25 protein-coding genes and 1 rRNA gene are annotated in these 22744 nt (G+C 61.3%); 14 read left to right on the top strand and 12 right to left on the bottom strand.

Features of this window, described 5'->3' with window-relative positions; translation table 11 throughout:
- From rrf to ACB031_RS15950, 3 genes are all read left to right on the top strand, one after another.
- Positions 1-103 (top strand): 5S ribosomal RNA (gene rrf / locus ACB031_RS15960); the annotation flags it as partial.
- 295 nt (positions 104-398) lie between these two features.
- Positions 399-716: a PTS system regulator TmaR gene (gene tmaR, locus ACB031_RS15955; RefSeq protein ID WP_010635919.1), complete on the top strand. Its 318-nt coding sequence runs from the start codon at positions 399-401 to the stop codon at positions 714-716.
- 216 nt (positions 717-932) lie between these two features.
- Positions 933-4016 carry a transglycosylase domain-containing protein gene (locus ACB031_RS15950; RefSeq protein ID WP_371139880.1) on the top strand — a complete coding sequence of 1028 codons (3084 nt, stop codon included), beginning with the start codon at positions 933-935 and terminating at the stop codon, positions 4014-4016.
- Between the two features lie 85 nt (positions 4017-4101).
- On the opposite strand, the gene yjgA is transcribed toward ACB031_RS15950, so the two are convergent.
- Positions 4102-4626 carry a ribosome biogenesis factor YjgA gene (yjgA, locus tag ACB031_RS15945; protein ID WP_005306010.1) on the bottom strand — a complete coding sequence of 175 codons (525 nt, stop codon included), beginning with the start codon at positions 4624-4626 and terminating at the stop codon, positions 4102-4104.
- 113 nt (positions 4627-4739) lie between these two features.
- On the opposite strand from yjgA, the gene pmbA reads away from it, so the two are divergent.
- Positions 4740-6083, top strand: coding sequence for a metalloprotease PmbA (gene pmbA / locus ACB031_RS15940; protein ID WP_017779766.1), 1344 nt, complete (start codon positions 4740-4742; stop codon positions 6081-6083).
- Positions 6084-6170: 87 nt separating this feature from the next.
- Here pmbA and murA read toward each other — a convergent pair whose 3' ends face one another.
- From murA to mlaF, 7 genes are read right to left on the bottom strand one after another with little or no spacing between them, the layout of a single operon-like run.
- Positions 6171-7427 (bottom strand): UDP-N-acetylglucosamine 1-carboxyvinyltransferase, encoded by a 1257-nt coding sequence (murA, locus tag ACB031_RS15935; RefSeq protein WP_126880650.1) that lies wholly within the window; start codon positions 7425-7427, stop codon positions 6171-6173.
- Between the two features lie 17 nt (positions 7428-7444).
- Positions 7445-7702, bottom strand: coding sequence for a BolA family iron metabolism protein IbaG (ibaG, locus tag ACB031_RS15930; RefSeq protein ID WP_005306001.1), 258 nt, complete (start codon positions 7700-7702; stop codon positions 7445-7447).
- The gene (locus ACB031_RS15925; RefSeq protein ID WP_005305991.1) at positions 7702-7974 is read right to left on the bottom strand and encodes a lipid asymmetry maintenance protein MlaB; all 273 of its coding nucleotides are present in this window, start codon (positions 7972-7974) and stop codon (positions 7702-7704) included. The genes ibaG and ACB031_RS15925 overlap by 1 nt, the downstream gene beginning before the upstream one ends.
- Positions 7971-8603, bottom strand: coding sequence for a phospholipid-binding protein MlaC (mlaC, locus tag ACB031_RS15920; RefSeq protein ID WP_005305988.1), 633 nt, complete (start codon positions 8601-8603; stop codon positions 7971-7973). The genes ACB031_RS15925 and mlaC overlap by 4 nt, the downstream gene beginning before the upstream one ends.
- Before the next feature lie 9 nt (positions 8604-8612).
- Entirely contained in the window at positions 8613-9104 is a 492-nt protein-coding gene (gene mlaD, locus ACB031_RS15915; RefSeq protein WP_005305985.1) for an outer membrane lipid asymmetry maintenance protein MlaD, read from the bottom strand.
- A gap of 7 nt (positions 9105-9111) precedes the next feature.
- A complete protein-coding gene (mlaE, locus tag ACB031_RS15910; RefSeq protein WP_005305981.1) occupies positions 9112-9891 on the bottom strand; it encodes a lipid asymmetry maintenance ABC transporter permease subunit MlaE in 780 nt (259 codons plus the stop codon).
- The gene (gene mlaF, locus ACB031_RS15905; RefSeq protein ID WP_005305979.1) at positions 9891-10691 is read right to left on the bottom strand and encodes a phospholipid ABC transporter ATP-binding protein MlaF; all 801 of its coding nucleotides are present in this window, start codon (positions 10689-10691) and stop codon (positions 9891-9893) included. Before mlaF ends, mlaE begins: the two co-directional genes overlap by 1 nt.
- Before the next feature lie 207 nt (positions 10692-10898).
- On the opposite strand from mlaF, the gene ACB031_RS15900 reads away from it, so the two are divergent.
- The 10 genes from ACB031_RS15900 (at position 10899) to npr (ending at position 17713) form a co-directional block, all read left to right on the top strand.
- Positions 10899-11894: a KpsF/GutQ family sugar-phosphate isomerase gene (locus tag ACB031_RS15900; RefSeq protein ID WP_005305976.1), complete on the top strand. Its 996-nt coding sequence runs from the start codon at positions 10899-10901 to the stop codon at positions 11892-11894.
- Positions 11894-12448: a 3-deoxy-manno-octulosonate-8-phosphatase KdsC gene (gene kdsC / locus ACB031_RS15895; RefSeq protein ID WP_371139879.1), complete on the top strand. Its 555-nt coding sequence runs from the start codon at positions 11894-11896 to the stop codon at positions 12446-12448. The genes ACB031_RS15900 and kdsC overlap by 1 nt, the downstream gene beginning before the upstream one ends.
- Positions 12445-13005 (top strand): LPS export ABC transporter periplasmic protein LptC, encoded by a 561-nt coding sequence (gene lptC, locus ACB031_RS15890; RefSeq protein ID WP_213344285.1) that lies wholly within the window; start codon positions 12445-12447, stop codon positions 13003-13005. Before kdsC ends, lptC begins: the two co-directional genes overlap by 4 nt.
- Entirely contained in the window at positions 12992-13519 is a 528-nt protein-coding gene (gene lptA, locus ACB031_RS15885; protein ID WP_010635928.1) for a lipopolysaccharide transport periplasmic protein LptA, read from the top strand. Before lptC ends, lptA begins: the two co-directional genes overlap by 14 nt.
- Positions 13520-13522: 3 nt before the next feature.
- Entirely contained in the window at positions 13523-14248 is a 726-nt protein-coding gene (gene lptB / locus ACB031_RS15880) for an LPS export ABC transporter ATP-binding protein (RefSeq protein WP_005305964.1), read from the top strand.
- Between the two features lie 65 nt (positions 14249-14313).
- Entirely contained in the window at positions 14314-15753 is a 1440-nt protein-coding gene (locus ACB031_RS15875) for an RNA polymerase factor sigma-54 (protein WP_094697654.1), read from the top strand.
- Between the two features lie 21 nt (positions 15754-15774).
- Positions 15775-16062 carry a ribosome hibernation promoting factor gene (gene hpf, locus ACB031_RS15870; RefSeq protein WP_005305957.1) on the top strand — a complete coding sequence of 96 codons (288 nt, stop codon included), beginning with the start codon at positions 15775-15777 and terminating at the stop codon, positions 16060-16062.
- Between the two features lie 2 nt (positions 16063-16064).
- Positions 16065-16511, top strand: coding sequence for a PTS IIA-like nitrogen regulatory protein PtsN (gene ptsN, locus ACB031_RS15865; protein WP_005305951.1), 447 nt, complete (start codon positions 16065-16067; stop codon positions 16509-16511).
- A gap of 42 nt (positions 16512-16553) precedes the next feature.
- Entirely contained in the window at positions 16554-17420 is an 867-nt protein-coding gene (gene rapZ, locus ACB031_RS15860) for an RNase adapter RapZ (RefSeq protein ID WP_005305946.1), read from the top strand.
- 20 nt (positions 17421-17440) lie between these two features.
- Positions 17441-17713: a PTS phosphocarrier protein NPr gene (gene npr, locus ACB031_RS15855; protein ID WP_005305943.1), complete on the top strand. Its 273-nt coding sequence runs from the start codon at positions 17441-17443 to the stop codon at positions 17711-17713.
- Positions 17714-17728: 15 nt separating this feature from the next.
- Here npr and ACB031_RS15850 read toward each other — a convergent pair whose 3' ends face one another.
- The 4 genes from ACB031_RS15850 to ACB031_RS15835 all read right to left on the bottom strand — a co-directional run bounded on the left by ACB031_RS15850 (position 17729) and on the right by ACB031_RS15835 (position 22722).
- Positions 17729-19633 (bottom strand): transcription antiterminator, encoded by a 1905-nt coding sequence (locus ACB031_RS15850; protein ID WP_371139878.1) that lies wholly within the window; start codon positions 19631-19633, stop codon positions 17729-17731.
- Positions 19634-19737: 104 nt separating this feature from the next.
- Positions 19738-20478 carry a KDGP aldolase family protein gene (locus ACB031_RS15845; protein ID WP_371139877.1) on the bottom strand — a complete coding sequence of 247 codons (741 nt, stop codon included), beginning with the start codon at positions 20476-20478 and terminating at the stop codon, positions 19738-19740.
- On the bottom strand, positions 20478-21593 hold the full coding sequence (locus ACB031_RS15840) for a DgaE family pyridoxal phosphate-dependent ammonia lyase (RefSeq protein WP_371139876.1): 1116 nt from the start codon (positions 21591-21593) through the stop codon (positions 20478-20480). The genes ACB031_RS15845 and ACB031_RS15840 overlap by 1 nt, the downstream gene beginning before the upstream one ends.
- The gene (locus ACB031_RS15835; protein ID WP_371139875.1) at positions 21577-22722 is read right to left on the bottom strand and encodes an amidohydrolase/deacetylase family metallohydrolase; all 1146 of its coding nucleotides are present in this window, start codon (positions 22720-22722) and stop codon (positions 21577-21579) included. The genes ACB031_RS15840 and ACB031_RS15835 overlap by 17 nt, the downstream gene beginning before the upstream one ends.
- Positions 22723-22744: the final 22 nt, after the last annotated feature.

Genomic DNA, 22744 nt, shown 5'->3' with positions numbered 1-22744 from the left:
AGCGCAGTGGAACCACCTGACCCCATGCCGAACTCAGAAGTGAAACGCTGTAGCGCCGATGGTAGTGTGGCATTCGCCATGCGAGAGTAGGACACTGCCAGGCACCCAATTGAAGAAGCCCGCTCATTTGAGCGGGCTTTTTTATTGCCTGAAATTAAGCTTGATTCGTATTTGACCGCGGTTCTTCGATACATGAGCCGTGCCTGCCTCACTCCTTATTCTCCACTCGGCTCTCCTCTGCCGAAACCCGGCACCAGAGCTGCAATTAGGGTTGTATCTGCTTCATAACTCGGTAGAGTAAAGGGCATCTTGGGTTGGCCCGTACTCTCTCATGCTCGTTTCTCTGGTACGGATGCAACTTGGCCTGCTTTTATCAACCTTACGTCAGTGGTATCGATATGGAACAAGTAAACAAGTCCACCTTCAGCGATGTACTGGAATATGTGCGTATGTCCCGTCGTCAGAACAAGCTCAAGCGTGAAATCGCAGACAATGAGAAGAAGATCCGTGACAACCAGAAGCGGGTGCTGCTGCTCGACAACCTGAGTGATTACATCAAGCCTGGCATGAGCATCGATGAGGTTCAGGCCATCATCGCCAACATGCGTGCTGACTATGAAGAGCGGGTGGATGATCACATCATCAAAAACGCCGAGCTCTCCAAGGAGCGTAAAGACCTGGGCACCAAGCTCAAGGCGATGAGCTCCAGCAAGTAAGCTCGCTCATTATTCTCCCAAAACACCGGCCCATGGCCGGTGTTTTGCTTTCTGCCATCAGCTCGGATCTCTCGCCGCTCTGCAACAATCGGCTCCCCTTTTCATGATCGCCCTGTTACCATCACTACAAAGCGGTCAATAGATTTCAAGCCATTGACTTGAAACGACTAAGCTTGAGTGAAACACAATAAATTGCGCAACCATGGTGGGGCTGATATGGGCGCATCAGAACAGACGGATTTGAACAAAGTGGCATATCAGGATTCATCTGTCCCAAGCGCGGACGGGAAGTACAAGCGCAAGCGTCGTCCCTGGTGGCGCTGGTTGTTCTGCTTTCTCTTTTTGCTGTGCCTGGCCGCCGTGATTGCTCTGGTGGGCTATGAGATGCAGACATCGCGCCTGCAGTCGCAGGAGATCTCCCGCTATGCCGCCAAGCTGACCTATCAGGTCGAGCCCGGCCTTAGCAAGCGGATTGCCTTTCCCGAGGATGGCCCCTTCGACAAGCGGCTGGGTTATGTGCTGCTGCCCATGATGCAGGAGCGTCTGCTGCAGCGCGGCTATCAGGTCAGCGAGCAGGTGCATTTCTCCGATGCCTTGTATGACTACGCCAGCCGCGGCTTCTTCGTCCCCTATACCGAGAAGGTCCAGGCCGGTCTGACCCTGCATGATTGCCGGGCGGAACCCTTCTATCAGTTCAAGTATCCGACCCACTATTATCCGGACTTTGCCTCCATCCCGCCGCTGGTGATCCAGTCGCTGCTGTTCATCGAGAACCGCGATCTGCTCAGCAACGAACATCCGCTGGCCAACCCGGCCGTGGACTGGCCCCGTTTTGCCAAGGCGGCCATGTCCCAGGTGGGCAAGGCGCTCGATATGCAGGATCAGTCGGCTGGCGGCAGTACCCTGGCGACCCAGGTCGAGAAGTACCGCCACTCGCCGGATGGCCTGACGCTCTCCCCCACCGAGAAGATCCGCCAGATGGCGTCCGCCAGCGTGCGGGCTTACCGGCTTGGGCCGGAGACCCTGGAGGCGCGCAAGCTGGTTGCCTGGGCCTACCTCAACTCGGTGCCACTCTCGGCGGCCCCCGGTTATGGCGAGGTGCACGGTCTGGGTGATGGCCTCTGGGTCTGGTTCGGTGCCAATGTTGACGAGGTGAACCGGCTGCTGGATCCCGCTCGCAACCAGGATGCCTCGCTGGCGGAGCAGGGGCTGGCACTGCGTCAGGTGGTTTCATTGATGATTGCCCATCGCCGCCCCTCCTATTACCTGGCTCAGGGACGTGAGGCACTGGCCACACTGACCGACAGCTATCTGCGCCTGTTCGTGCAGGAAGGGATGATCACCCCGCCGCTGATGGAGGCTGCGCTGAAGGCCAAGATCACCTTCCGTGATTTCCTGCAGTCCCCCGCGGTGACCAAGGTCAACAACAACAAGGGGTTGCAGGTTGCCCGTACCCGTCTCAGCCGTCAGCTCGGGGTGCAGCTCTACGATCTGGACCGGCTCGATCTGACGGCCGACACCAGCCTCAACATGCCGCTGCAAAACGAGGTTTCCCATTACCTGCAACAGTTGGCTGATCCGACGTTTGCCGCTCAGGTTGGCCTGTTTGGTGAGCGCCTGCTCTCGCCGGAGAAGACGGGGGATGTGAAGTACAGCTTCACCCTGTTCGAAAAATCGCCGCAAGGCTTCAAGGTGCGGGTGCAGACCGACAACACGGATCAGCCGTTTGACATCAACGAGGGCAGCAAGCTGGAGTTGGGCTCTACCGCCAAGCTGCGGGTGCTGACCACCTATCTGGAGATCGTCTCCGAGCTGCACGACAGTTATGCAGGCATGTCGGCCGAGAGCCTGCGCAAGATAGAGGTGTCGGATCAGGACAACATCAGCCGCTGGGCCGTCTCTTACCTGATGACTGCCAAGGACAAGAGCCTGCCCCTGATGCTGGAGGCTGCGCTGGATCGCAAGTATTCCGCCAGCCCGAACGAGGGGTTCTTTACCGGCGGCGGCATGCACACCTTCAACAACTTCCGGCGCGAAGACAACGGCCGCATTCCGGCCATTCGCGACGCCCTGCGTGAGTCCATCAACCTGCCGTTCGTACGCTTGATGCGCGATATTGTTCGCTACAGCCTCTACCGGGAGGGCAACCGCGCCCAGCTGCTCAAGGATGACAAGGATCCGCGCCGCACCGAATATCTGGCCAAGTTTGCAGACAAGGAGGGACAGACCTATCTGCTGCGTTTCTGGCGCAAATACCGTGGCAAGACTCCAGAGGAGCAGCTAGACACCTTCCTGGATGGCCTCAAGCCCAGCGCTGTGCGCCTTGCCGCCGTGCACCGCTACCTGATGCCGGATGCCTCGCAGGAGACCTTCGCGGCCTTCCTGGCCAAGCGTCTGCCGCGGGAGAAGCTGAGTGAGCGGCGCATCGAACAGCTCTACACCAGCTATGGTCCCGGCAAGTATTCGCTGCCGGATCAGGGCTATATCGCCCGGGTACACCCGCTGGAGCTGTGGTTGCTCTCCTATCTCAAGGAGTTTGACAAGGCGACCTTCGCCGATGCCGTCGAGGCGAGCCGGGACGAGCGGCAGGAGGTCTACAGCTGGCTGTTCAAGACCCGTCACCGCAGCGCCCGCGACAGCCGGATCCGCACCATGCTGGAGGTCGAGGCCTTCCTCGATATCCATCAGCGCTGGGCCAGACTGGGTTATCCGTTCGATCACCTGGTGCCGTCGCTGGCTACCGCGCTGGGCAGCTCGGGCGACCGCCCTGCTGCGTTGGCCGAGCTGATGGGGATCATCCAGAATGGTGGCATCCGCGCGCCGACCCTGCGCATCGAGCACCTCTCGTTTGCCAAGGGCACGCCGTTCGAGACAGAGTTCACGCCGGCGCAGACCGAGGGGACCCGGGTATTGCCGGTAGAGGTAGCCACTGCGTTGCGCAACGCGTTGTCGAAGGTGGTGGAAGGGGGCACCGCCAGGCGCATCGCCGGCGCCTTCGCCCTGCCGGACGGCACAGTGCTGCAGATGGGGGGCAAGACGGGGACCGGTGACAACCGGATCGAGACGGTGGGCCGCTACGGCAACGTGACCAGCTCGCTGGCCCGCAACCGGACCGCTACCTTCGTCTTCTACATCGGGGATGATCACTTCGGCACCTTGACGGCCTATGTGCCTGGCAGCCAGTCCGACAAGTTCCGCTTCACCTCGGCCCTGCCGGTGCAGGTGCTCAAGGGGATGGCGCCGCTGCTGATGCCCTATCTGCAACCGGAAACCCACACCCAGTGCGTAGCGGGTAACTGACCCTTCACGCCATGAAAAACGGGGCCGTATAGGCCCCGTTTCATTTTGTGTTGACCGCCGCCTGTCGGCGAACGTGAGTCATCACTTACAGCAGATCTTCGATCTCGCCGCGCAGATACTGGTACATCTCGCGATAGGCTACCGGTGGCTTGTTCAGCTCCCGCTCCTTGTTGGCGGTGCGGATCAGCTGGCGCAGCTTCTGGCGGTCCAGCTCGTGGAACTGGGACATCAGCTCGTTGAGGGCGCTGTCGCCTTCGCTGATCAGCCGCTCGCGCCACTGTTCCAGCCGGTGCAGGCGGGCGTTGACGGTGGAGTGGCGATTCTTGATGATGGAGAGCGCCTCGACGATGGGCTCCACATCGCGGCTGCGCATCAACCGGCCGATGAACTGCAGGTGGCGACGGAAAGACTCGTCCTTCTTCGGCTTGAGCTTGCGGCCCAGCTCGACTGCTTCGGCCAGCTCCTCATCCAGCGGGATCTTCTCCAGTTCGCTGTGGCTGAGGGAGACGATCTCTTCCCCCATCTTCTGCAGCGCCTCGGCATCACGCTTGAGCTGGCTCTTGCTGGGGCCCCAGTCTTCCCACTCGTTGTCGTCTTGATATTGACTCATCGGTCTCTTGATTCCTGTCATTCACGTTTGGCGGATATGTTACCAGCTTCTCCCGCTGGGCGCAGGGGTCTGATATGCTTAGCCCCTTTCCTTCCTTCATACAGATGTGAGTTATGGATCAGCAAGACCAAATCCGCCAGGATCAAGCCCATCTCGAGGCCGTGGTTGCCGAGGCCCTGGATATCGCCAAGGGACTGGGCGCCTCGCTGGCCGAAGTCTCCATCAGCAAACAGACCGGGCTGTCGGTCAACACCCGCGGTTGTGAACTGGAAAGCATCGAATTCAACAAGGATGGCGCGCTCGGCATCGCCGTCTATCGTGATGGCTGCAAGGGATCCTCGTCCACCACGGATCTGAGCCCGTCAGCCATTCGCGCCGCCGTGGAAGCGGCCATGGAGATTGCGCGCCATACCTCCCCTGACGAGTGCGCCGGTCTGGCGGATGCAGATTTGCTGGCCTGGAACGCCCCGGATCTGCAGCTGTGCCACCCGGTCGCGCTGGATCCCCAATATGGCATCGAGCTGGCCACCGAGTGCGAGCGGTTGGCGCTGGGGCGCGATGCCCGCATCAAGCACTCCGACGGCGCAGGTTTCTCCAGCCACCTTGGCATCAAGGTCTATGGCAACAGTCACGGCTTCGTCAAAGGCTATGCCGCCTCGCGCAACTCCCTGAGCTGCGTGCTGATCGGCGAGCAGGACGGCGACATGCAGCGTGATTACGGCTACTCCTCCAGTCGTACCCTGGAGGGCCTCTGGAGCCCGCAGCGCATTGCCGATGAGGCGGTGGAGCGCACCGTCTCCCGCCTCGGTGCCCGCAAGATCGCCACCCGCCATGCACCCGTGCTGTTCCATCCCGATACGGCGGCTGGTCTCTGGGGTCATCTGGTGATGGCCATCAGCGGCGGCAACCTCTACCGCAAGTCGAGCTTCCTGCTGGACAAGCTGGGCAAGCAGATCCTGCCCGAATGGCTCACCATCCAGGAGTTCCCCCACCTGCTGGGAGGGCTCGCCAGTACCCCGTTCGATGGGGAAGGGGTGCTGACCCGCGACATGGACATAGTGCGCAATGGCGAGCTGATGAGCTGGCTGTTGACCTCCTACTCGGCCCGCAAGCTGGGGCTGACCAGCACAGGCCACGCCGGTGGCATCCACAACTGGCAGGTCTCCAGCACCGGTCAGGATTTCAATGGCATGCTCAAGGAGATGGGTACCGGCTTGCTGGTGACCGAGCTGATGGGGCAGGGGGTCAACATCGTCAATGGTGACTACTCCCGCGGCGCCGCCGGTTTCTGGGTCGAGAATGGCGAGATAGCCTATCCGGTCGAGGAGATCACCATCGCCGGCAATCTGGCTGAGATGTTCAGCCATATCGTGGCGGTGGGCAGCGACGAAGATGAGCGCTCCAGCCTCAAGACAGGCTCTGTGCTGGTCGAGAACATGAAGCTGGCGGGGCACTGATCCCGGCTTTCGTCGGATTTCAGCCATGAAAAAGGCCCCTCGCTGTGCGAGGGGCCTTTTTGTATCGGCTTTGCTCAGGGGCGGCAATCAGCCCTTGATGCGCTCGATGCGGCCGCCGAGGCCTTGCAGCTTCTGCTCGATGTCTTCGTAGCCGCGGTCGATGTGGTAGATGCGGTCGACTATGGTGGAGCCTTCGGCCACGAAGCCGGCCAGCACCAGACTGGCGGAGGCGCGCAGATCGGTTGCCATCACCTGGGCACCCTTGAGCTGCTCGGTGTCGCGGCAGATGGCCACGTTGCCCTGCAGTTCGATGTCGGCGCCCATCCGTACCAGCTCGGGCACGTGCATGAAGCGGTTCTCGAAGATGGTCTCGGTGACCATACCGGTGCCCTTGGCCACCGCGTTCAGCACGGTGAACTGGGCCTGCATGTCGGTCGGGAAGGCCGGGTAGGGCGCAGTCTTGATGGTGACCGGCTTGAGGGTGCGACCGGTCATGTCAAGGGTGATCCAGTCTTCACCCTTCTCAATCAGGGCACCGGCCTCTTCCAGCTTGACCAGAACTGCTTCCAGCAGGGTCGGGTCGGTGTTGCGGCAGGTGATCTTGCCGCCGGTGACCGCGGCACCCACCAGGAAGGTACCGGTTTCGATACGATCCGGTTGCACGCTGTAGTTGCCGCCGTGCAGACGCTCGACACCGTCGATGATCAGGGTGTCGGTGCCCGCGCCCTGGATCTTGGCGCCCAGCGCGTTGAGGAAGTTGGCCAGATCGACCACTTCTGGCTCGCGCGCAGCGTTTTCGATCACTGTGCGGCCGTCAGCCAGGGTGGCGGCCATCATCAGGTTTTCGGTGCCGGTGACGGAGACCATGTCCATCAGGATGTGGGCACCCTTCAGGCGACCGTCGACGCGAGCCTTGATGTAACCCTCTTCGATGACGATCTTGGCGCCCATCAGCTCCAGACCGTGCACGTGCAGGTTGACCGGACGGGCTCCGATGGCGCAGCCGCCGGGCAGGGAGACGTCAGCCGCGCCAAAACGGGCGGCCAGCGGGCCCAGCGCCAGGATGGAGGCGCGCATGGTCTTCACCAGCTCGTAGGGGGCGACGTGGTTGTTCACGGCCCCGGTCAGTACGGTCACGTTGCCGTTGACCTTGGTGGTGGCGCCCAGCATCTCCAGCAGCTTGATGGTGGTCCCCACATCTTTCAGACGCGGTACGTTGGAGAGGTGGATCTCCTCGTCACACAGCAGGGTGGCGAACAGGATCGGCAGAGCGGCGTTCTTGGCGCCAGAGATGGTCACTTCGCCGTTGAGAGTACAACGACCATCGATCTTGAATTTGTCCATTTACGTTTGATACCAAATCAGGAGGGCAGTAGAAATTTACGTTCGCGTTTCCACTCGGCATCGGTAAAGGCCTTGATGGAGAGTGCGTGAATGGCGTTGCTGGCGATCTTGTCCATCAGCGGGGCATAGATGGCCTGCTGCTTCTTGACCCGGCTCATGCCGTCAAACATGTCACCGACGGCGATCACTTGGTAGTGACTGCCATCCCCTTTGACATGGACTTCGGACAATGGCAGAGCCTCGAGGAGTATCGCTTCAATTTCAGAGACTTGCATTATGCGTCCTCAGTTGTGAGCGGGGTTGATTGAAACAATCCGGCCACTCCGTAGAGGTTGGCCAGGGTATAGAAATCAGCGGAGGCACCCACCAGTTGCGGTGTGGCGCCTCGTGCCAGAGCGGCTTTGGCCCATTTGACCAGCAGGGCCAGCCCGGCGGAATCCAGCGTGGTCACGTCGCCGAGCTCGAGCAGATCTTCCTGCCACCAGTCAGCCCGCCGTTGCCACAGCTCAATCACCTGAGCCGCCTGCAGCTCGCCGCTCAGTCTCATGACTTGAGCACCAGCGGCTTGGCATTGTGGGCGCGCAGCTGGGCGATCACCGCATCGATGCCGTTCTGGCGAATGAGGCCACCCAGCTCGTTCTGTTTGGCAGAGAGCAGGCTGATCCCCTCGGCGACCATGTCGAAGGCTTTCCATTCGCCGGTCTTGTTGTTCTTGCGCAGCTTGAACTCGAGGAAGATATCCGGCTTGCCGGCCTCTTTCACGCTGACGTTGACGGCGGTGATGTTGCTGTCACCGGCGGCCTTGCCCGGCTCGACCTTGACGGTCTGCTTGTCGAAATGGGCCAGGGCGTCGGCGTAGGAGCTCACCATGTACTCGGTGAACACCTCGACGAAGGCGTCACGCTGGGCCGGGGTGGTCTGCTTGATCTGGTTGCCGAGCACCTTGTAGGCGGCGAAGCGGTTGTCCACGTAGGGCAGCAGCTCTTCGCGGATGATCACCCGCAGGTGATCCGGGTTGCTCTTCACCTGAGCCTGATCGGATTTCAGGCGGGCGAAGGTCTGCTTGGCTGCCTGATCCACCAGGGCGTAGGGGTCGGTGGCGTCGGTAGCTTGCGCGGTCAGGGAAAACAGCATGCTGGTCATCAGGCCCAGCAACAGGGCGATCTTCTTGAACATGGTTACTCCTTACTTGCTGTCTGACTTGGTGTCGGAAGACTGGCTGTAGAGGAACTTGCCAATCAGGTCTTCCAGCACAATGGCGGATTTGGTGTCTTCAATCATGTCGCCATCCTTGAGCATGCTGGTGCCCATCTCCTCATCGGTAAAACCGGGTACCAGACCGATGTACTGCTCACCCAGCAGGCCTGAGGTCAGGATGGAGAGGGTGCTGGTCTCGGAGAACTCGCCGGCGCTCTTCTGCATCTGCAGGGAGACGACCGGAACCTGGCTCTTGGCGTCCAGGCTGATGTCGCTGACCCGACCGACCACCACGCCGCCCACCTTGACCGGAGAGCGTACTTTCAGGCCGCCGATATTATCGAAATGGGCGCGCAGGGTATAGGTTTCTCCTTCCGGTTTGAAACTCAAACCGGCCACTTGCAGTGCCAACGCCAGAATGGCACCGATGCCGGCCAGCATGAAGGTGCCAACCAGGAATTCTACTTTGCTGAACTTCATCTTTACCTTATCCAAACATGACTGCGGTGAGTATAAAATCCAGGCCGAGCACGGCCAGGGAGGAGTGGACCACGGTGCGGGTCGTGGCCTGACTGATCCCGGCCGAGGTCGGCTTGGCATCATAACCGTTAAAGAGCGCAATCCAGGTGACCACCAGGGCGAAGATCAGGCTCTTGATGGCGCCCTGCATGATGTCATCCTGCCAGTCGACGGAGGCCTGCATGGCGGACCAGAAGCCCCCCTCATCGACCCCCAGCCAGTCCACCCCGACCAGCTTGCCGCCGAAGATGCCGATCAGGCTGAACATGAAGGCCAGCAGCGGCATGCTGATGACTCCGGCCCAGAAGCGCGGTGCCACCACCCGACGCAGCGGATCCACCGCCATCATCTCGAGGCTCGAGAGCTGCTCGGTGGCCTTCATCAGACCGATCTCGGCGGTGAGGGCGGAGCCCGCACGACCGGCAAACAGCAGGGCGGTCACCACAGGACCCAGCTCCCGCAGCAGGGAGAGGGAGACCAGCGGGCCCAGGCTCTGCTCGGCGCCAAAGTCCTTCAGGACGTTGTAGCCCTGCAGCGAGAGCACCATGCCGATGAACAGGCCCGACACCAGAATGATGGCGACCGACTGCACCCCGACCACATAGAGCTGCTGTACCAGCAGCGGAAAGTGCTTGCGCGGCGCGGGTTTGCCCGCCAGCGCGTGAAACAACATGATGGTGGCGCGGCCGATGGCGCTGATGAACCGCACCCCGCTTCGCCCCAGTTTGCTTACCTGGCTTGTCAACATCAGAGATCCTGTAGCAGCTCGCCTGCCGGAAAATGAAACGGAACAGGACCGTCGGGCAGTCCCTTCAGGAACTGCTCGACCTCGGGATTGTGCTCCTCGCGCAGCTGGGCCGGCGTGCCGTGCGCCACCACCTTGCGGTTGGCGATGATATAGGCGTAGTCGGCGATGCTCAGCACCTCCTTCACGTCGTGGGTGACGATGACGGAGGTGATACCGAGGGCATCGTTCATATCCTTGATGAGCTTCACCAGCACCGCCATGGTGATTGGATCCTGGCCGACGAACGGCTCGTCATACATGATGAGGTCCGGATCCAGCGCGATGGAACGGGCCAGCGCCGCGCGTCTGGCCATGCCGCCGGAGAGCTCGGAGGGCATCAGCTTTGCTGCGCCGCGCAGGCCCACCGCCTGCAGCTTCATCATGACGATGGTGTGGATCAGCTCCTCCGGCAGGCCGGAGTGCTCGCGCAGCGGGAAGGCCACGTTGTCGTAAACCGTCATGCCGGTAAACAGGGCGCCGCTCTGGAACAGCATGCTCATCCGCTTGCGTACCTCGTACAGGCGCGAGCGGGAGAGGGTGGGGATATCTTCCCCGTCAAACAGGATATGACCGGATTCGGGCTTGAGCTGGCCGCCGATCAACCGCAGCAAGGTAGTCTTGCCGATGCCGCTGGGGCCCATGACCGCAGTGACCTTGCCACGGGGAATGGTCAGGTTTATCCCGTCGTATAACAGCCGATCTCCGTGACTGAAGGTCAGGTCGGAGATGGTGATCAGGTCATCGTTCAAACAATTGTCCATCCGGTGTAAATGAAGAGCGAATTTTATGGGCTAGTCTAGGTCTAAGCAACAGCAAGGAACAACTATTGAACAGTCTGCCCATCCAGACGCGCGACAGTTTTTTGTAACCAATTGTCTCTCTTTTACGCCCAAGAAGTATCCGATTCGCTTATCTCGACAGACTTTTTTATAATCCCGCAGCAAATTTCAGCCCGGAGCTGTGCCTTTATGTCTGTAAAGTCTGAAAAAGTGTCTGAACTGTTCGATTTTCGTCGCAGCGCCCGTACCGTGCTGGACATCGAGAAACAAGCGATTGATGGACTCTACCAGTACCTGAACGATGCCTTCGATCAGGCGTGCGAGATGATACTGCGCTGTAGTGGCAAGATAGTGGTCACCGGCATGGGCAAGTCAGGTCATGTCGGAAGCAAGATAGCTGCGACCTTGGCCAGCACCGGCACTCCCGCCTTCTTCCTCCATCCGGGTGAAGCCAGCCACGGCGATCTGGGGATGATCTCCGGCGGCGATCTCATCATCGCCATCTCCAACTCCGGTGAGAGCGACGAGATCCTGGCCCTGCTGCCGGTACTCAAGCGCCGCGGCATTCCGCTCATCTGCATGACCGGCAACCCGGCCTCCACCATGGCAAAAGAAGCCAACGTGCACCTGTGCATCAAGGTGGAGAAGGAAGCCTGCCCGCTGGGGCTGGCGCCGACCTCCAGTACCACAGCGACCCTGGTGATGGGCGATGCGCTGGCGGTGGCCCTGCTGGAAGCCCGCGGTTTTACCGCCGACGATTTTGCTCTCTCTCACCCGGGCGGGTCGCTCGGCAAGCGCTTGCTGCTGCGAGTCGGCGATCTGATGCATAGCGGCGAGCTGTTGCCCCAGGTGGGGATAGATGCCACCATCAGCCAGGCACTGCTGGAAGTGAGCCGCAAGGGACTCGGCATGACGGCGGTGGTTGATGGCAACGGCGTGCTGGCCGGCCTGTTTACCGATGGCGACCTGCGCCGCATTCTGGATCTGCAGGTGGATATCCATCACACCCCGATCAGCCGCGTCATGACGGTGAACTGTGTTACCGTGGGACCAGAGATGATGGCGGCCGAGGCCGTCAAGCTGATGGAAACCAGAAAGATCAACGGATTACTGGTCGTGGATGGCGACAAGCGCCCGCTGGGGGCCTTCAACATGCACGACCTGCTGAAAGCCGGAGTAATTTGATGCAAAACGTACCGACCCTCTATGGTCCGGTGACGCGCAGCCAGTTTGATCAGGCGGCGCAGATCCGCCTGTTGGTGTGCGATGTGGACGGGGTGCTCTCCAACGGCCTCATCTACATGGGAAATGACGGCGAAGAGCTGAAAACCTTCTGCACTCGCGACGGCGCCGGTATGCGGGCGCTGCTCAATGCCGGCATCGAGATTGCCATCATCACCGGGCGCAACTCCCGCATCGTCAGCGATCGGATGAAGAGCCTGGGGGTGCAGCACCTGGTGCAGGGGGCGGATCAGAAGCTGCCCCACTTCGAGGCGCTGCTGGCCAAGCTGGGGCTGGATGCATCGCAAGCAGCCTATATGGGGGATGACACCATCGATCTGCCGGTGATGCAGGCCTGTGGCCTCGGCATTGCCGTGGCCGACGCCCATCCGCTGGTGATGGCGCGCGCCGACATGGTGACCCGGCTGGCCGGTGGTGTGGGGGCGGTGCGCGAGGTGTGCGATCTCATCCTGCAGGCCCAGGGGCTGGGTGATTATCAGCCTGAGGCCTCGGTATGAGCAGACAGACCCTGTTGTTTGCCCTGCTGTTTCTGGTGGCGCTGGCGGCCTGGCAGCTCGGCGATATCGAGCTGGCGCCGGAGCCGACCACCAAGGTGGAAAATTATCAGCCGGACTTCACCGCCAAGAATCTGGTGACGACCCGCTTCAATGCCGAGGGGTTGCGCACCGAGCGACTGGAGTCCCGCTACGCGGAGTATTACCAGATCCTGGAACAGGCCACCTTCGACAAGCCGGTGGTCTACATGTTTGACAAGCAGGGCGAAGCCGAGTGGAAGATCAACGCCGAGACCGGGGTGCTCAACACTGATGACAACGTGATCCTGCGGGACAAGGTGCATCTGGACGGTCTGCTGCCCACCTCCTTCATCTCCACACTGGATACCCCCTATCTGGAGCTGGATCTGGTGACCCAGAACGTGAGAAGCAATCAGCAGGTCAGCATAGTGGGTAAGGACTTCCAGACCGAGGGCGTTGGCCTGAAGGGTCATCTGGAACGCAAATATTTCGAATTACTGGATCAGGGCCATGCCATCTATTTCAATGAAAAACGCTAATCTGGCCCTCGCGGCCCTGCTGCTGTGCGGCACCGTGAGCGCCAAAGAGTCCGACTTTGCCGAGAAGGTCTATGTGGACGCGGTCAAGCAGGTGGCCGAGCTGCAGGACAACCGCATCACCTTCGAGCAGGATGTGACCATCACTCAGGGTTCCATCAAGATCAAGGCCGACAAGGTGGTGGTGATCCGCTCCGGTGAGAAGGGGGCCGAGGTGATGACGGCCTATGGCAAGCCAGCCACCTTCTTCCAGATCCTGGACAACGGCAAGCCGGTCAATGCCCACGGCAACAGCATCCGCTATGAGCTGAAGAACCGGCTGGTGACCATTACCGGCGATGGCCAGCTCAAGCAGGAAGACAGCCAGGTCAATGGCGATCTCATTCGCTACGACATCGTCAAACAGAAGATGGTTGCCGAGAGCAAGACCCCGAACCAGCGGGTCAAGACGGTGTTCCTGCCGGATCAGGTCGAGAGTTTCGACAAGCCGGCCGATCAGAAGAAGCAGGGAAAATAAACCATGGCAGTGTTGAAAGCAGCCGGCCTGCAAAAGAGCTACAAGCGCCGCATGGTGGTCAGCGATGTGAGCCTGGAAGTGGGCACCGGTCAGATCGTCGGCCTGCTTGGCCCGAACGGTGCCGGCAAGACCACCTCCTTCTACATGATAGTGGGGCTGGTACAGAGCGATGCCGGCCTCATCACCATCGATGATCAGGACATCAGCCTGCAACCCATGCATATCCGTGCCCGCAACGGCATCGGCTATCTGCCGCAGGAGGCCTCCATCTTCCGGCGTCTGTCGGTGTTCGACAACCTGATGGGGGTCATGCAGACCCGCAAGGGACTGAGCCGCGAGGAGCGGGAGGACAAGGTCCAGCAACTGCTGGAAGAGTTCAATATCACCCATATCCGCGACAGTCTGGGCCAGAGCCTGTCGGGCGGTGAGCGACGTCGGGTCGAGATCGCCCGTGCGCTGGCGGCGGAGCCGCGTTTTATCCTGCTGGATGAACCTTTTGCCGGGGTAGACCCCATTTCTGTGATAGACATCAAGAAGATCATCCAGCACCTCAAAGATAGAGGCCTGGGCGTCTTGATCACCGACCACAACGTCAGAGAGACTCTGGACGTATGTGAGAAGGCCTATATCGTCAGCCACGGCAAGATGATTGCCGAAGGGGCACCGGCGGAAATACTCGCCGATGAGCAGGTCAAGCGCGTCTATTTGGGCGATCAATTCAGTCTATAGTAAGGGGGCATCTCTTCATTTCCTGTGACGACTGCCTCGCTGACCATAAGGATATCCCGACGTAGATGAAGCCGACATTACAGTTGCGTCTCGGTCAGTCCCTGACCATGACGCCGCAATTACAACAAGCGATTCGTCTGCTCCAGCTCTCCACTCTGGAACTCCAGCAGGAAATTCAGCAAGCGCTCGACAACAACCCCTTGCTGGAGCAAGAGGAAAACGACGTTCAGGAGACCAGCCCGGTCGACCAGGTGGACGTCAGCCAGCTCGACTCCAGCGATGCCATGGCCCAGGATCAGATGCCGGACGAACTGCCGGTGGATACCACCTGGGAAGAGGTTTATTCGGCCGGCACGGCCCAGAGCGCAGGCCCCATCCATGACGGGGAAGACAGCGTCTATCAGGGTGAAACCACCGAGAACCTGCAGGACTACCTGTTGTGGCAGATGCGCTTGACCCCGTTCAGCGACGTGGATGCCGCCATCGCCCTCGCCATCATAGATGCCATCGACGAATCCGGTTACCTGACGGTGTCGCTTGAGGATATTCAGGCGGCGGTGAGCAGCGAGGATGTCGAGGTGGAGCTCGATGAAGTGGAGGCCGTGCTCAAGCGGGTGCAACATTTCGATCCGGTCGGCATCGCCGCCCGCTCGGTGCAGGAGTGCCTGCTGATCCAGCTGGGCCAGTACTCACCTGATCTGCCCTGGCTCAACGAAGCCAGGGAGGTGATCCTTGAGCACATGGATCTGCTCGGCAACCGCGATTACCGCACATTGGCCCGCAAGACCAAGCTGAAGGAGAACGACCTCAAGGAGGTGCTGGATCTCATCCAGCAGCTGGAGCCGCGGCCCGGCAACGGCGTCATCCAGAGCGAATCCCAGTACGTGATCCCGGATGTTTCCGTGGTCAAGAAGGGCAACAAGTGGGTGGTCGAGCTCAACCCTGACTCGGCCCCGCGCATCCGGGTCAACGAGACCTATGCCGCCATGGCCAGACAGGCCCGCACCAGTCAGGATACCCAGTTCATCCGCTCCCACCTGCAGGAAGCCAAGTGGTTCATCAAGAGTCTGGAGAGTCGCAACGACACCCTGCTCAAGGTGGCCAGCTGCATCGTCGAGCAGCAGCAGGGCTTCTTCGAATACGGTGAAGAGGCCATGAAACCCATGGTGCTCAACGACATCGCCGAAGCGGTGGAGATGCACGAGTCGACCATCTCGCGGGTGACTACCCAGAAGTACATGCACACGCCGCGCGGCATCTTCGAACTGAAGTTTTTTTTCTCCAGCCATGTAAACACCGAGGGAGGAGGAGAGTGCTCATCGACCGCAATTCGCGCGCTCATCAAGAAGCTGGTCACGGCGGAGAATCCCGCCAAGCCGCTAAGTGATAGCAAGATCGCGGATTTGCTGGCCGAACAGGGTATTATGGTGGCGAGACGCACGATCGCAAAGTACCGTGAATCCTTGTTGATCCCGCCATCCAATCAGCGCAAACGCCTGGTTTAGGCAAAACAAAAGGAAGACGTTATGCAAATCAACCTGACCGGACACCATGTCGAGATCACCGAAGCTCTGCGTGATTATGTGAACAACAAATTTGCCAAACTCGAGCGTCACTTTGACCACATCAACAATGTTCATGTGGTGTTGAGCGTAGAAAAACTGAACCAGATCGCCGAAGCCAAGCTGCATGTCAGCGGGGGTGAGGTGTTCGCCAACTCGCAGCATGCCGACATGTATGCGGCGATTGATACCCTGCTGGACAAGCTGGATCGGCAGATCATCAAGCACAAAGATAAGTTAAACCAAAAATAACCATGCAACTTGAACACATACTGAGTCGGGACTGCACCAAAAGTGCGGTCCCTTGTACCAGCAAGAAACGCGCCCTGGAGATCATCAGCGAGTTAGCCGCTGAGCGCCTGGGGACCTCTCGTCAGGTACTCTTCGAGTGCCTGCTGGCGCGAGAAAAGATGGGCAGTACCGGGATCGGAGCCGGTATCGCCATTCCCCACGGCCGGATCGGCGACGAGTTTCCGCCGACCGCGATCCTGATGACCTTCGCAGAGCCTATCCCCTTCGATTCCATCGACAATCAACCGGTTGACCTGCTGTTTGCCCTGCTGGTGCCGGAAAGCGAGTGCAAGCAGCACCTCAAGACCCTTTCCCTGATGGCATCCAAACTGGGCGACAAGGCGGTATGCCGCCAGTTGCGCCAGGCAACCAGCGATGAAGAACTCTATCAGATCATGACATCGGCCTGAGATGCAGGCCCTTGCAATGACGCCAAGCGGTGAGGGAACAAGATGCAATTAATAGTGGTGAGTGGGCGCTCCGGCTCGGGCAAGACAGTTGCCCTGCGTGTGCTGGAGGATCTTGGTTATTACTGCGTGGATAACCTGCCGGTCAACCTGCTGCCCCAGTTGATCGTCTCGGTCGAGAGCCAGTATGACAAGCTGGCGGTCAGTATCGACGTGCGCAACCTGCCGGCGAGTTCCGACAAGCTGGAAACCCTGCTGGCCCAGGTACGCAACGAGGGGCGTGTGGAGTTCACGAGCTTCTTCTTCGATGCGGAAAACTCCACCCTGCTCAAGCGCTACGGCGAGAGCCGCCGGCTGCACCCCCTGTCGCGCAACAAGCTGTCGCTCGACGAGGCGATCCGGGAAGAGACCCACCTGCTGGCGCCGCTCTCCTCGACGGCCGATCTGCGCATCGACACCACCAACCTCAGCATCCACGACCTGAGCGAGCTCATCAAGACCCGGGTGCTCGGCAAGAAGGAGAACGAGCTGGTGCTGGTGTTCGAGTCGTTTGGCTTCAAGTACGGTATCCCCAAGGATGCCGACTTCGTGTTCGACGCCCGCTTCCTGCCCAATCCGCACTGGATCCCGGAGCTCAAGCCGTTTACCGGCAAGGATGAACCTGTAGCCCGCTACCTCTCCAGCCAGCCCGACGTGATGCAGTTCATCCTGCAGATCGAGAACATGCTGGCGACCTGGTTGCCCCACCTGGAGCGCAACAATCGCAGCTATGTGACGGTCGGGATTGGCTGTACCGGTGGTCAGCACAGATCGGTATTCATTGCCGAGCAGCTGGCCGGCGCCTTCCGCCTGCTGGGCAAGAACGTCCAGATCCGCCACCGCACCCTTGACAAGAGTGCGCCGCAATTTTGATGGACCAATAGGAAGATCAGATGACCGTCTCAGCCTCGGTGGAAGTGAAAAACAAACTGGGCATGCATGCCAGACCGGCCATGATGCTGTTCGAGCTGGTGCAGGGGTTCGATGCCCACGTGTTGCTGCGCAACGAAGAGGGGGTCGAGGCCGACGCGGACAGCGTGATCGGCCTGCTGATGCTGGACTCCGCCCAGGGCAAGCAGGTGGAAGTTCAGGTGGAGGGGCCCGAGGAAGTGGAGGCCCTGGCCGCCGTGGTGGCGCTGTTCACTTCGGGCTTCAACGAGGAGTAATCGGCCCCTTCATGCTCAAGGTGCGCTGCGTGCCAGCGCCTTGAAGGCGGAAAAGTCCCGACAAGCCAGCAGATTCCTGCTGGCTTTTTCGTTCATCAGCGCCAGGAACAGGTCGTAGAGCCCCATCGCCTCCTCATAGTCGGCTTTGGCGATGGCCAGTACGAAGATGAGGGTGGCGCTCTCGCCATTGCCCCAGTCGATCCCCTGCGGGGCCAGCACGGTATAGACCAGGGTGCGGCGTGCCAGCAGACCGAGGGAGTGGGGCAGGGCGATGCCGTCCCCCAGCAGGGTGGAGACGATCCGCTCCCGCTCCTGCAAGGATCCCCGAAAGCCGCTCTCCACCAGATCCTCCGCCTCCAGCTGGCTGCAGATGCGATCAAACAGCGCTCCCTGGCTGAGCGGTTTGCTGACCACCATGAAGTGGTCGGCATCGAAGTACTTGTCGAGCAGGTAAGGGCGGGTGCGATCGACCAGCACCAGCTTGCCGAGCTGCTCCAGCTGGTACTGGGTCGGGAAGGGAGCGACCTGCACCACGGGCACGTTCTTGTCGCTCACCTTGACGGTGCTGATCACGAAATCCTGCTCGACTCGCGCCAGCCCTTCGTAATCCCGCACCGACTCCAGCGTGGTCAACTGCAGCTGGGGATATTCCCGCTTGATGCGGGCCTCCAGTACCCGGAAGGTGGCGTTGCCCGCATCGCACAACAGCAGCGCCTGGGGACGGCGGGTGTAACCGATGTCGTAGTGACGCTCCAGTCCGACCCCGATATGGATCACCAGATAGCCTATCTCGTGGTGGGTCAGCCGGTAAGGGGTCTGCTTGATCCACTCCGAGATGGCCGCCAGCGTGATGTCGTAGGCGAGGGGGTAATACTGCTTTATGTGGTCTGCCAGTGGATTGTGGCTGCCAATCTGGTATTTGACCCGCAGCAGCATGGCACTGATATGGGTCTGCAGGTCGGCCCGCAGTTGCAGGTCGCCGCGCAGGTCATAGGGGTAGTGCTGGTGGATGTAGGCCAGCAGATGCTCCACCAGCTGTTCGCTCTCGGCCGCCATGGCCGGGCTGAGCTGGGGGGAATCGGCGGTGAGGCGGGCCTGGATCTGGATGGCGAGGCAGGCTATCTCCTCTTCCCCCGGCGGGGTCAGGGTCGGCAGCTCGCCATAGATGTCGTGGGCGACCGCCAGCAGCGGCGCCGTGAGATCCTCGCTGGTGAATTGGCGCAGCTCGTGGCCCGCGGCCTGGCGCAGCAGGGCGACGGCGCAGTAGATGGCGAGCTGCTGCAGGCTCTCGTCGGCCAGGCGCAGCTGGTGGCGGCCGAGCTGCTCGTGGATGTGATTGCCCACTACCTCCAGCGTCTTGCTGGGACAGAGGTTGGGCAGCAGGCTCTGCAGCGGGTTGCTGTGCAGCAGTTCCTGATAGAGCAGCTGGGTGAGACAGGCGCGGATGGCCGTCTCTCCCCCCTGGATCCGCATCCCCTGCCTGGGCTTGCTGTCGATGGCGAGGTCGAAGTGAGCGAGCCGCTCCCGCACCTCCGCCATGTCCCCCTGCAGCGCCGCCCGGCTCAGATACCAGGTATCCGCCAGCTCGTCGAGCTTGATGCCCTGCTCCGCCGTCAACAACAGGATCTGCAGGTGCAGCACCCGCTCGCGGCTGGTGCGAGGCAAGCCGCTCTCCTGCTCCTGGGCCGCCAGCAGCGCCGCGAACAGCTCCTGATTGTAGATCTTGAGCTGATAGCCGCTGCCGCGCTGGTGGATCAGGTGGGCGCCCCGGGTGGCGATGATCTCGTTGAGGGTCGCCACGTCGGTGCGTACTGTGCGGGTGGAGACATTGAGGCGGCGGGCCAGCTCCTCCTGCGGCAGCGGCTCGGCGTGGAGCAGGGTGAGCAGTTGCTGGAGTCTGGGATGGGGCAGCTTGGTCATGAGGGGGGATCGGACTCCTGTCGCAGAATAAAAAACCGATGTTAACAAGCGAGTCAATGACAAGCCAGGCACCGGCCAGTGATCGGACCGGTGCCTGAGGGCGATCAGGCCAGCAGCCGCTTCACCGTGGCCAGCAGGGTACGCACATCCTCGGGACGGGTCTGACCGCTCGTACTGTCGATGATGGAGCTGTAGACGTGGGGGATCACCTTCTCGACCCCGGCATCCAGCGCGATTCGCACAATTTCTTCAAAGTTGTCGAGATCGATGCCGCCGGTGGGCTCCAGCCAGAAACCGTGCCGCGCACAGGCCTCGGCCACTGCCTGATACTCGGCGCGGCAGGCCAGCCCGCCCATGGGGAAGAACTTGACCGAGCTGCCGCCCATGTCCTTGAGCAGGGCGATGGCGGTGTCGATGGGTACGATGCCGTCCGGTTGCTGGCTACTCAGGGGGCCGGTGGAGATCTTAACCATCCCCGGTGTGCCGGTGGGGGAGATCAAGCCGTTCACCAGGGTGGCAGACTGACCGAGCAGCGCCCGGCTGGCGCCGACCCCGGTGAATACCTGGTTGACGTGCTGGGGCTGCAGCTGGCGAGCCAGCTCGGCCACCATGGCGGACTGGCGCGGATCGCCGGCCCCCAGCCCGATGGAGAGGGCGTTGTCGATTAGCTTGGCGTAGGCCTGCATGTCAGCGACGGCGGAGGGTACATCCGGGTAGTTCTTGGAGAGCACACCGACCAGCACGTGGCCCTCGGCGGCCTCATAAATGTCGACGGCATTCTGTCGGGAGCCGGCCAGCACGTTGAGGCAGACCCGATCGCGGTAGTAATTGGGAGTAAGAGACATCAGTTGTTCTCCTGAACGAGGTGGGCAATGGCGGCATGGATCTGGTCGAGCTGGGGCAGGGTGACGCTGCGCACGTCGATCTCGATGTGTCCCTCGTTGGCCTTGTAGCCACGGCAGTAGATGGCAGGTGTGCCCTGCTGCAGACGGGCGATGACCTGCACTGTGGTCATGCCGATCTGCTGGTGGTCGAAGGCGATATCGGTGCGGGCGATGTCGCGCCCCGCGCTGTCCCACACCACCTTGGCGCTGACGCCGGGCAGTTGGTTGAGGCGCTCGATGAAGGGGGTCATCTTGGCGACCATGGCAGCGCCGCTCTCCTTCTCTTTGACCAGGTAGCGCTCGATGGCGTGGGTGAGGCCGAGGATCCCCTCCTTGCCCACCTTCATGGCGCGGCCGATGCCGTTGGCCTGCTGCTTGACCCACTCCACGTACTGATGCTTGCCGAGTACCAGGCCGCTGGTGGGCCCTTCGATGGCCTTGGCGCCGCTGTAGATGACCAGATCGGCCCCCAGGTTGTAGTAGATACGCAGATCCTCCTCGGCCGCCGCATCGACGATGAGCGGGAGCCCGTGGGCCTTGGCCACCTCGGCTGCCTCGGCCACCGACAGAATGCTCTTCTGCACGCAGTGGTGGGACTTGATGTAGAGGATGGCTGCGGTATTGGGATTGATAGCGGCTGCCAGCTGGGCGGCAGAACACTCGTTGGCGTAGCCGGCCTCCACCACCTTGCCGCCCCCCAGGTTGACCATGGTGCCGACCGGGGCGCCGAAGTTGACGTTGTGTCCCTTGGGCAGCACGATTTCGCTCGGCACATGGTGGGCATGGGCGTGCAACTGCTCGAGGCGGTAGGGGTCGCCGCGCACGATCACGGCGGCCACCGACTGGGCGATGCCGGCGCTGGCGCAAGAGACTACCACCGCATCTTCCACATCCAGCAAGCCGGCCAGGTAGGCGCCGGTCTTGTTGACCAGATCCTTCACCTCGAAGTAGTGGCCGAGGCCAAAGTTGACCGCGTCTACCACCTCCTGTTCGGGGGTGGAGACGCCGAGAATGGTCATGCGCCCGGAGGCGTTGATCACCGGTTTGAGCTGATATTTCTCATACACAGAAGGCATGGTGTGATTTCCCATAGTGAGTCAGAACCAGTTCACCACCGACCAGGGCGGCGAGGGGCAGCAACTGCCGATCGCCATTGCGGGCGCCGGCTTCGGTATCGGTATCGGTAAAGAGGGTGGGGCCGCTCATCACCTCGAACAGGGTCAGATCGGCATCGGCGCCCACCTCGAGTCGCCCCTTGCCGGACAGGCGCAGGGCATCGGCGGCATGGTGGGTGACGCAGGCCAGTACCTGCTCCAGGGTCATGCCGATAGCGAGAAACTTCGACATCACGTGGGCCAGGCTGTAGACAGGCCCCTTGATGCGGTTCTTGCAGTAGATGTCGGAGCTGATGGTGCGGGGCAGGATCCCCTGGGCAATGGCCAATTCCGCCACCTCGAAGCTGAAGCTGGCGCCGCCGTGGCCGATGTCGAGCAAGAGACCCCGCTGCATCGCCTCACGCACCGCCTGGCGCAGCTCGCCGGCCGGGGTCAGGATGCGATTGGGCTTGCCGTTGAAGCAGTGGGTCAGCAGATCGCCATCCCCCAGCAGGGCGACGATCTCGTCCAGATCCGGCGGCGTGTTGCCCACGTGCACCATCAGCGGCAGCCGACCGTGGGCCTGTTGCAGTGCCTTGGCCATGCGCAGCGGCTGCAGGCCGTTCTCACCCACCACGCTGCCGCTCATCCGCGCCTTGATGCCGACGATGAAGCCGGGGTGGCGGGCAATGGCCGCCGAGGCGAGATCCATATCGAGGTCCCGGCTGTCGGCCAGCTCGTTCTGGCGCAGCAGGCCGATGCGGGAGATGTTGAGCAGGACGTGCACCCGGGTCTTGCAGCCAGCGGCGAGACGCTGGAAGTCGTCCACGTCGTCGGCCCCGGTGCTGCCGGCGTCGATGACGGTGGTGACGCCGGACTCCACGCCCACCTTGTCCGGCTCATCGTGATAGAGGGGGGAGGCGGGGTAGCAGTGGGTGTGGCCGTCGATCCAGCCGGCGCTCACATGCACCCGGCCGCCGAGATCCAGGGTCTGCTGCGCCGCTGCCGTCTCCGGCAGGGAGCCGAGGGCGGCGATTTTGCCCTGCTGGATGGCGATATCGACGAGCTGGCCATCTCCCTGGCGCCCCGCTCTGATGATGATGTCGTACATGCTGATGGCCTCTAGCGTGCCG

This window comes from Aeromonas sp. S8(2024) (assembly GCF_041403085.1).
In the GTDB taxonomy this organism is placed as follows: Bacteria; Pseudomonadota; Gammaproteobacteria; order Enterobacterales; family Aeromonadaceae; genus Aeromonas; species Aeromonas dhakensis.
The sequence above is the reverse complement of the archived record's forward strand: the minus strand, read 5'-3'. Positions and strand labels throughout refer to the sequence as shown.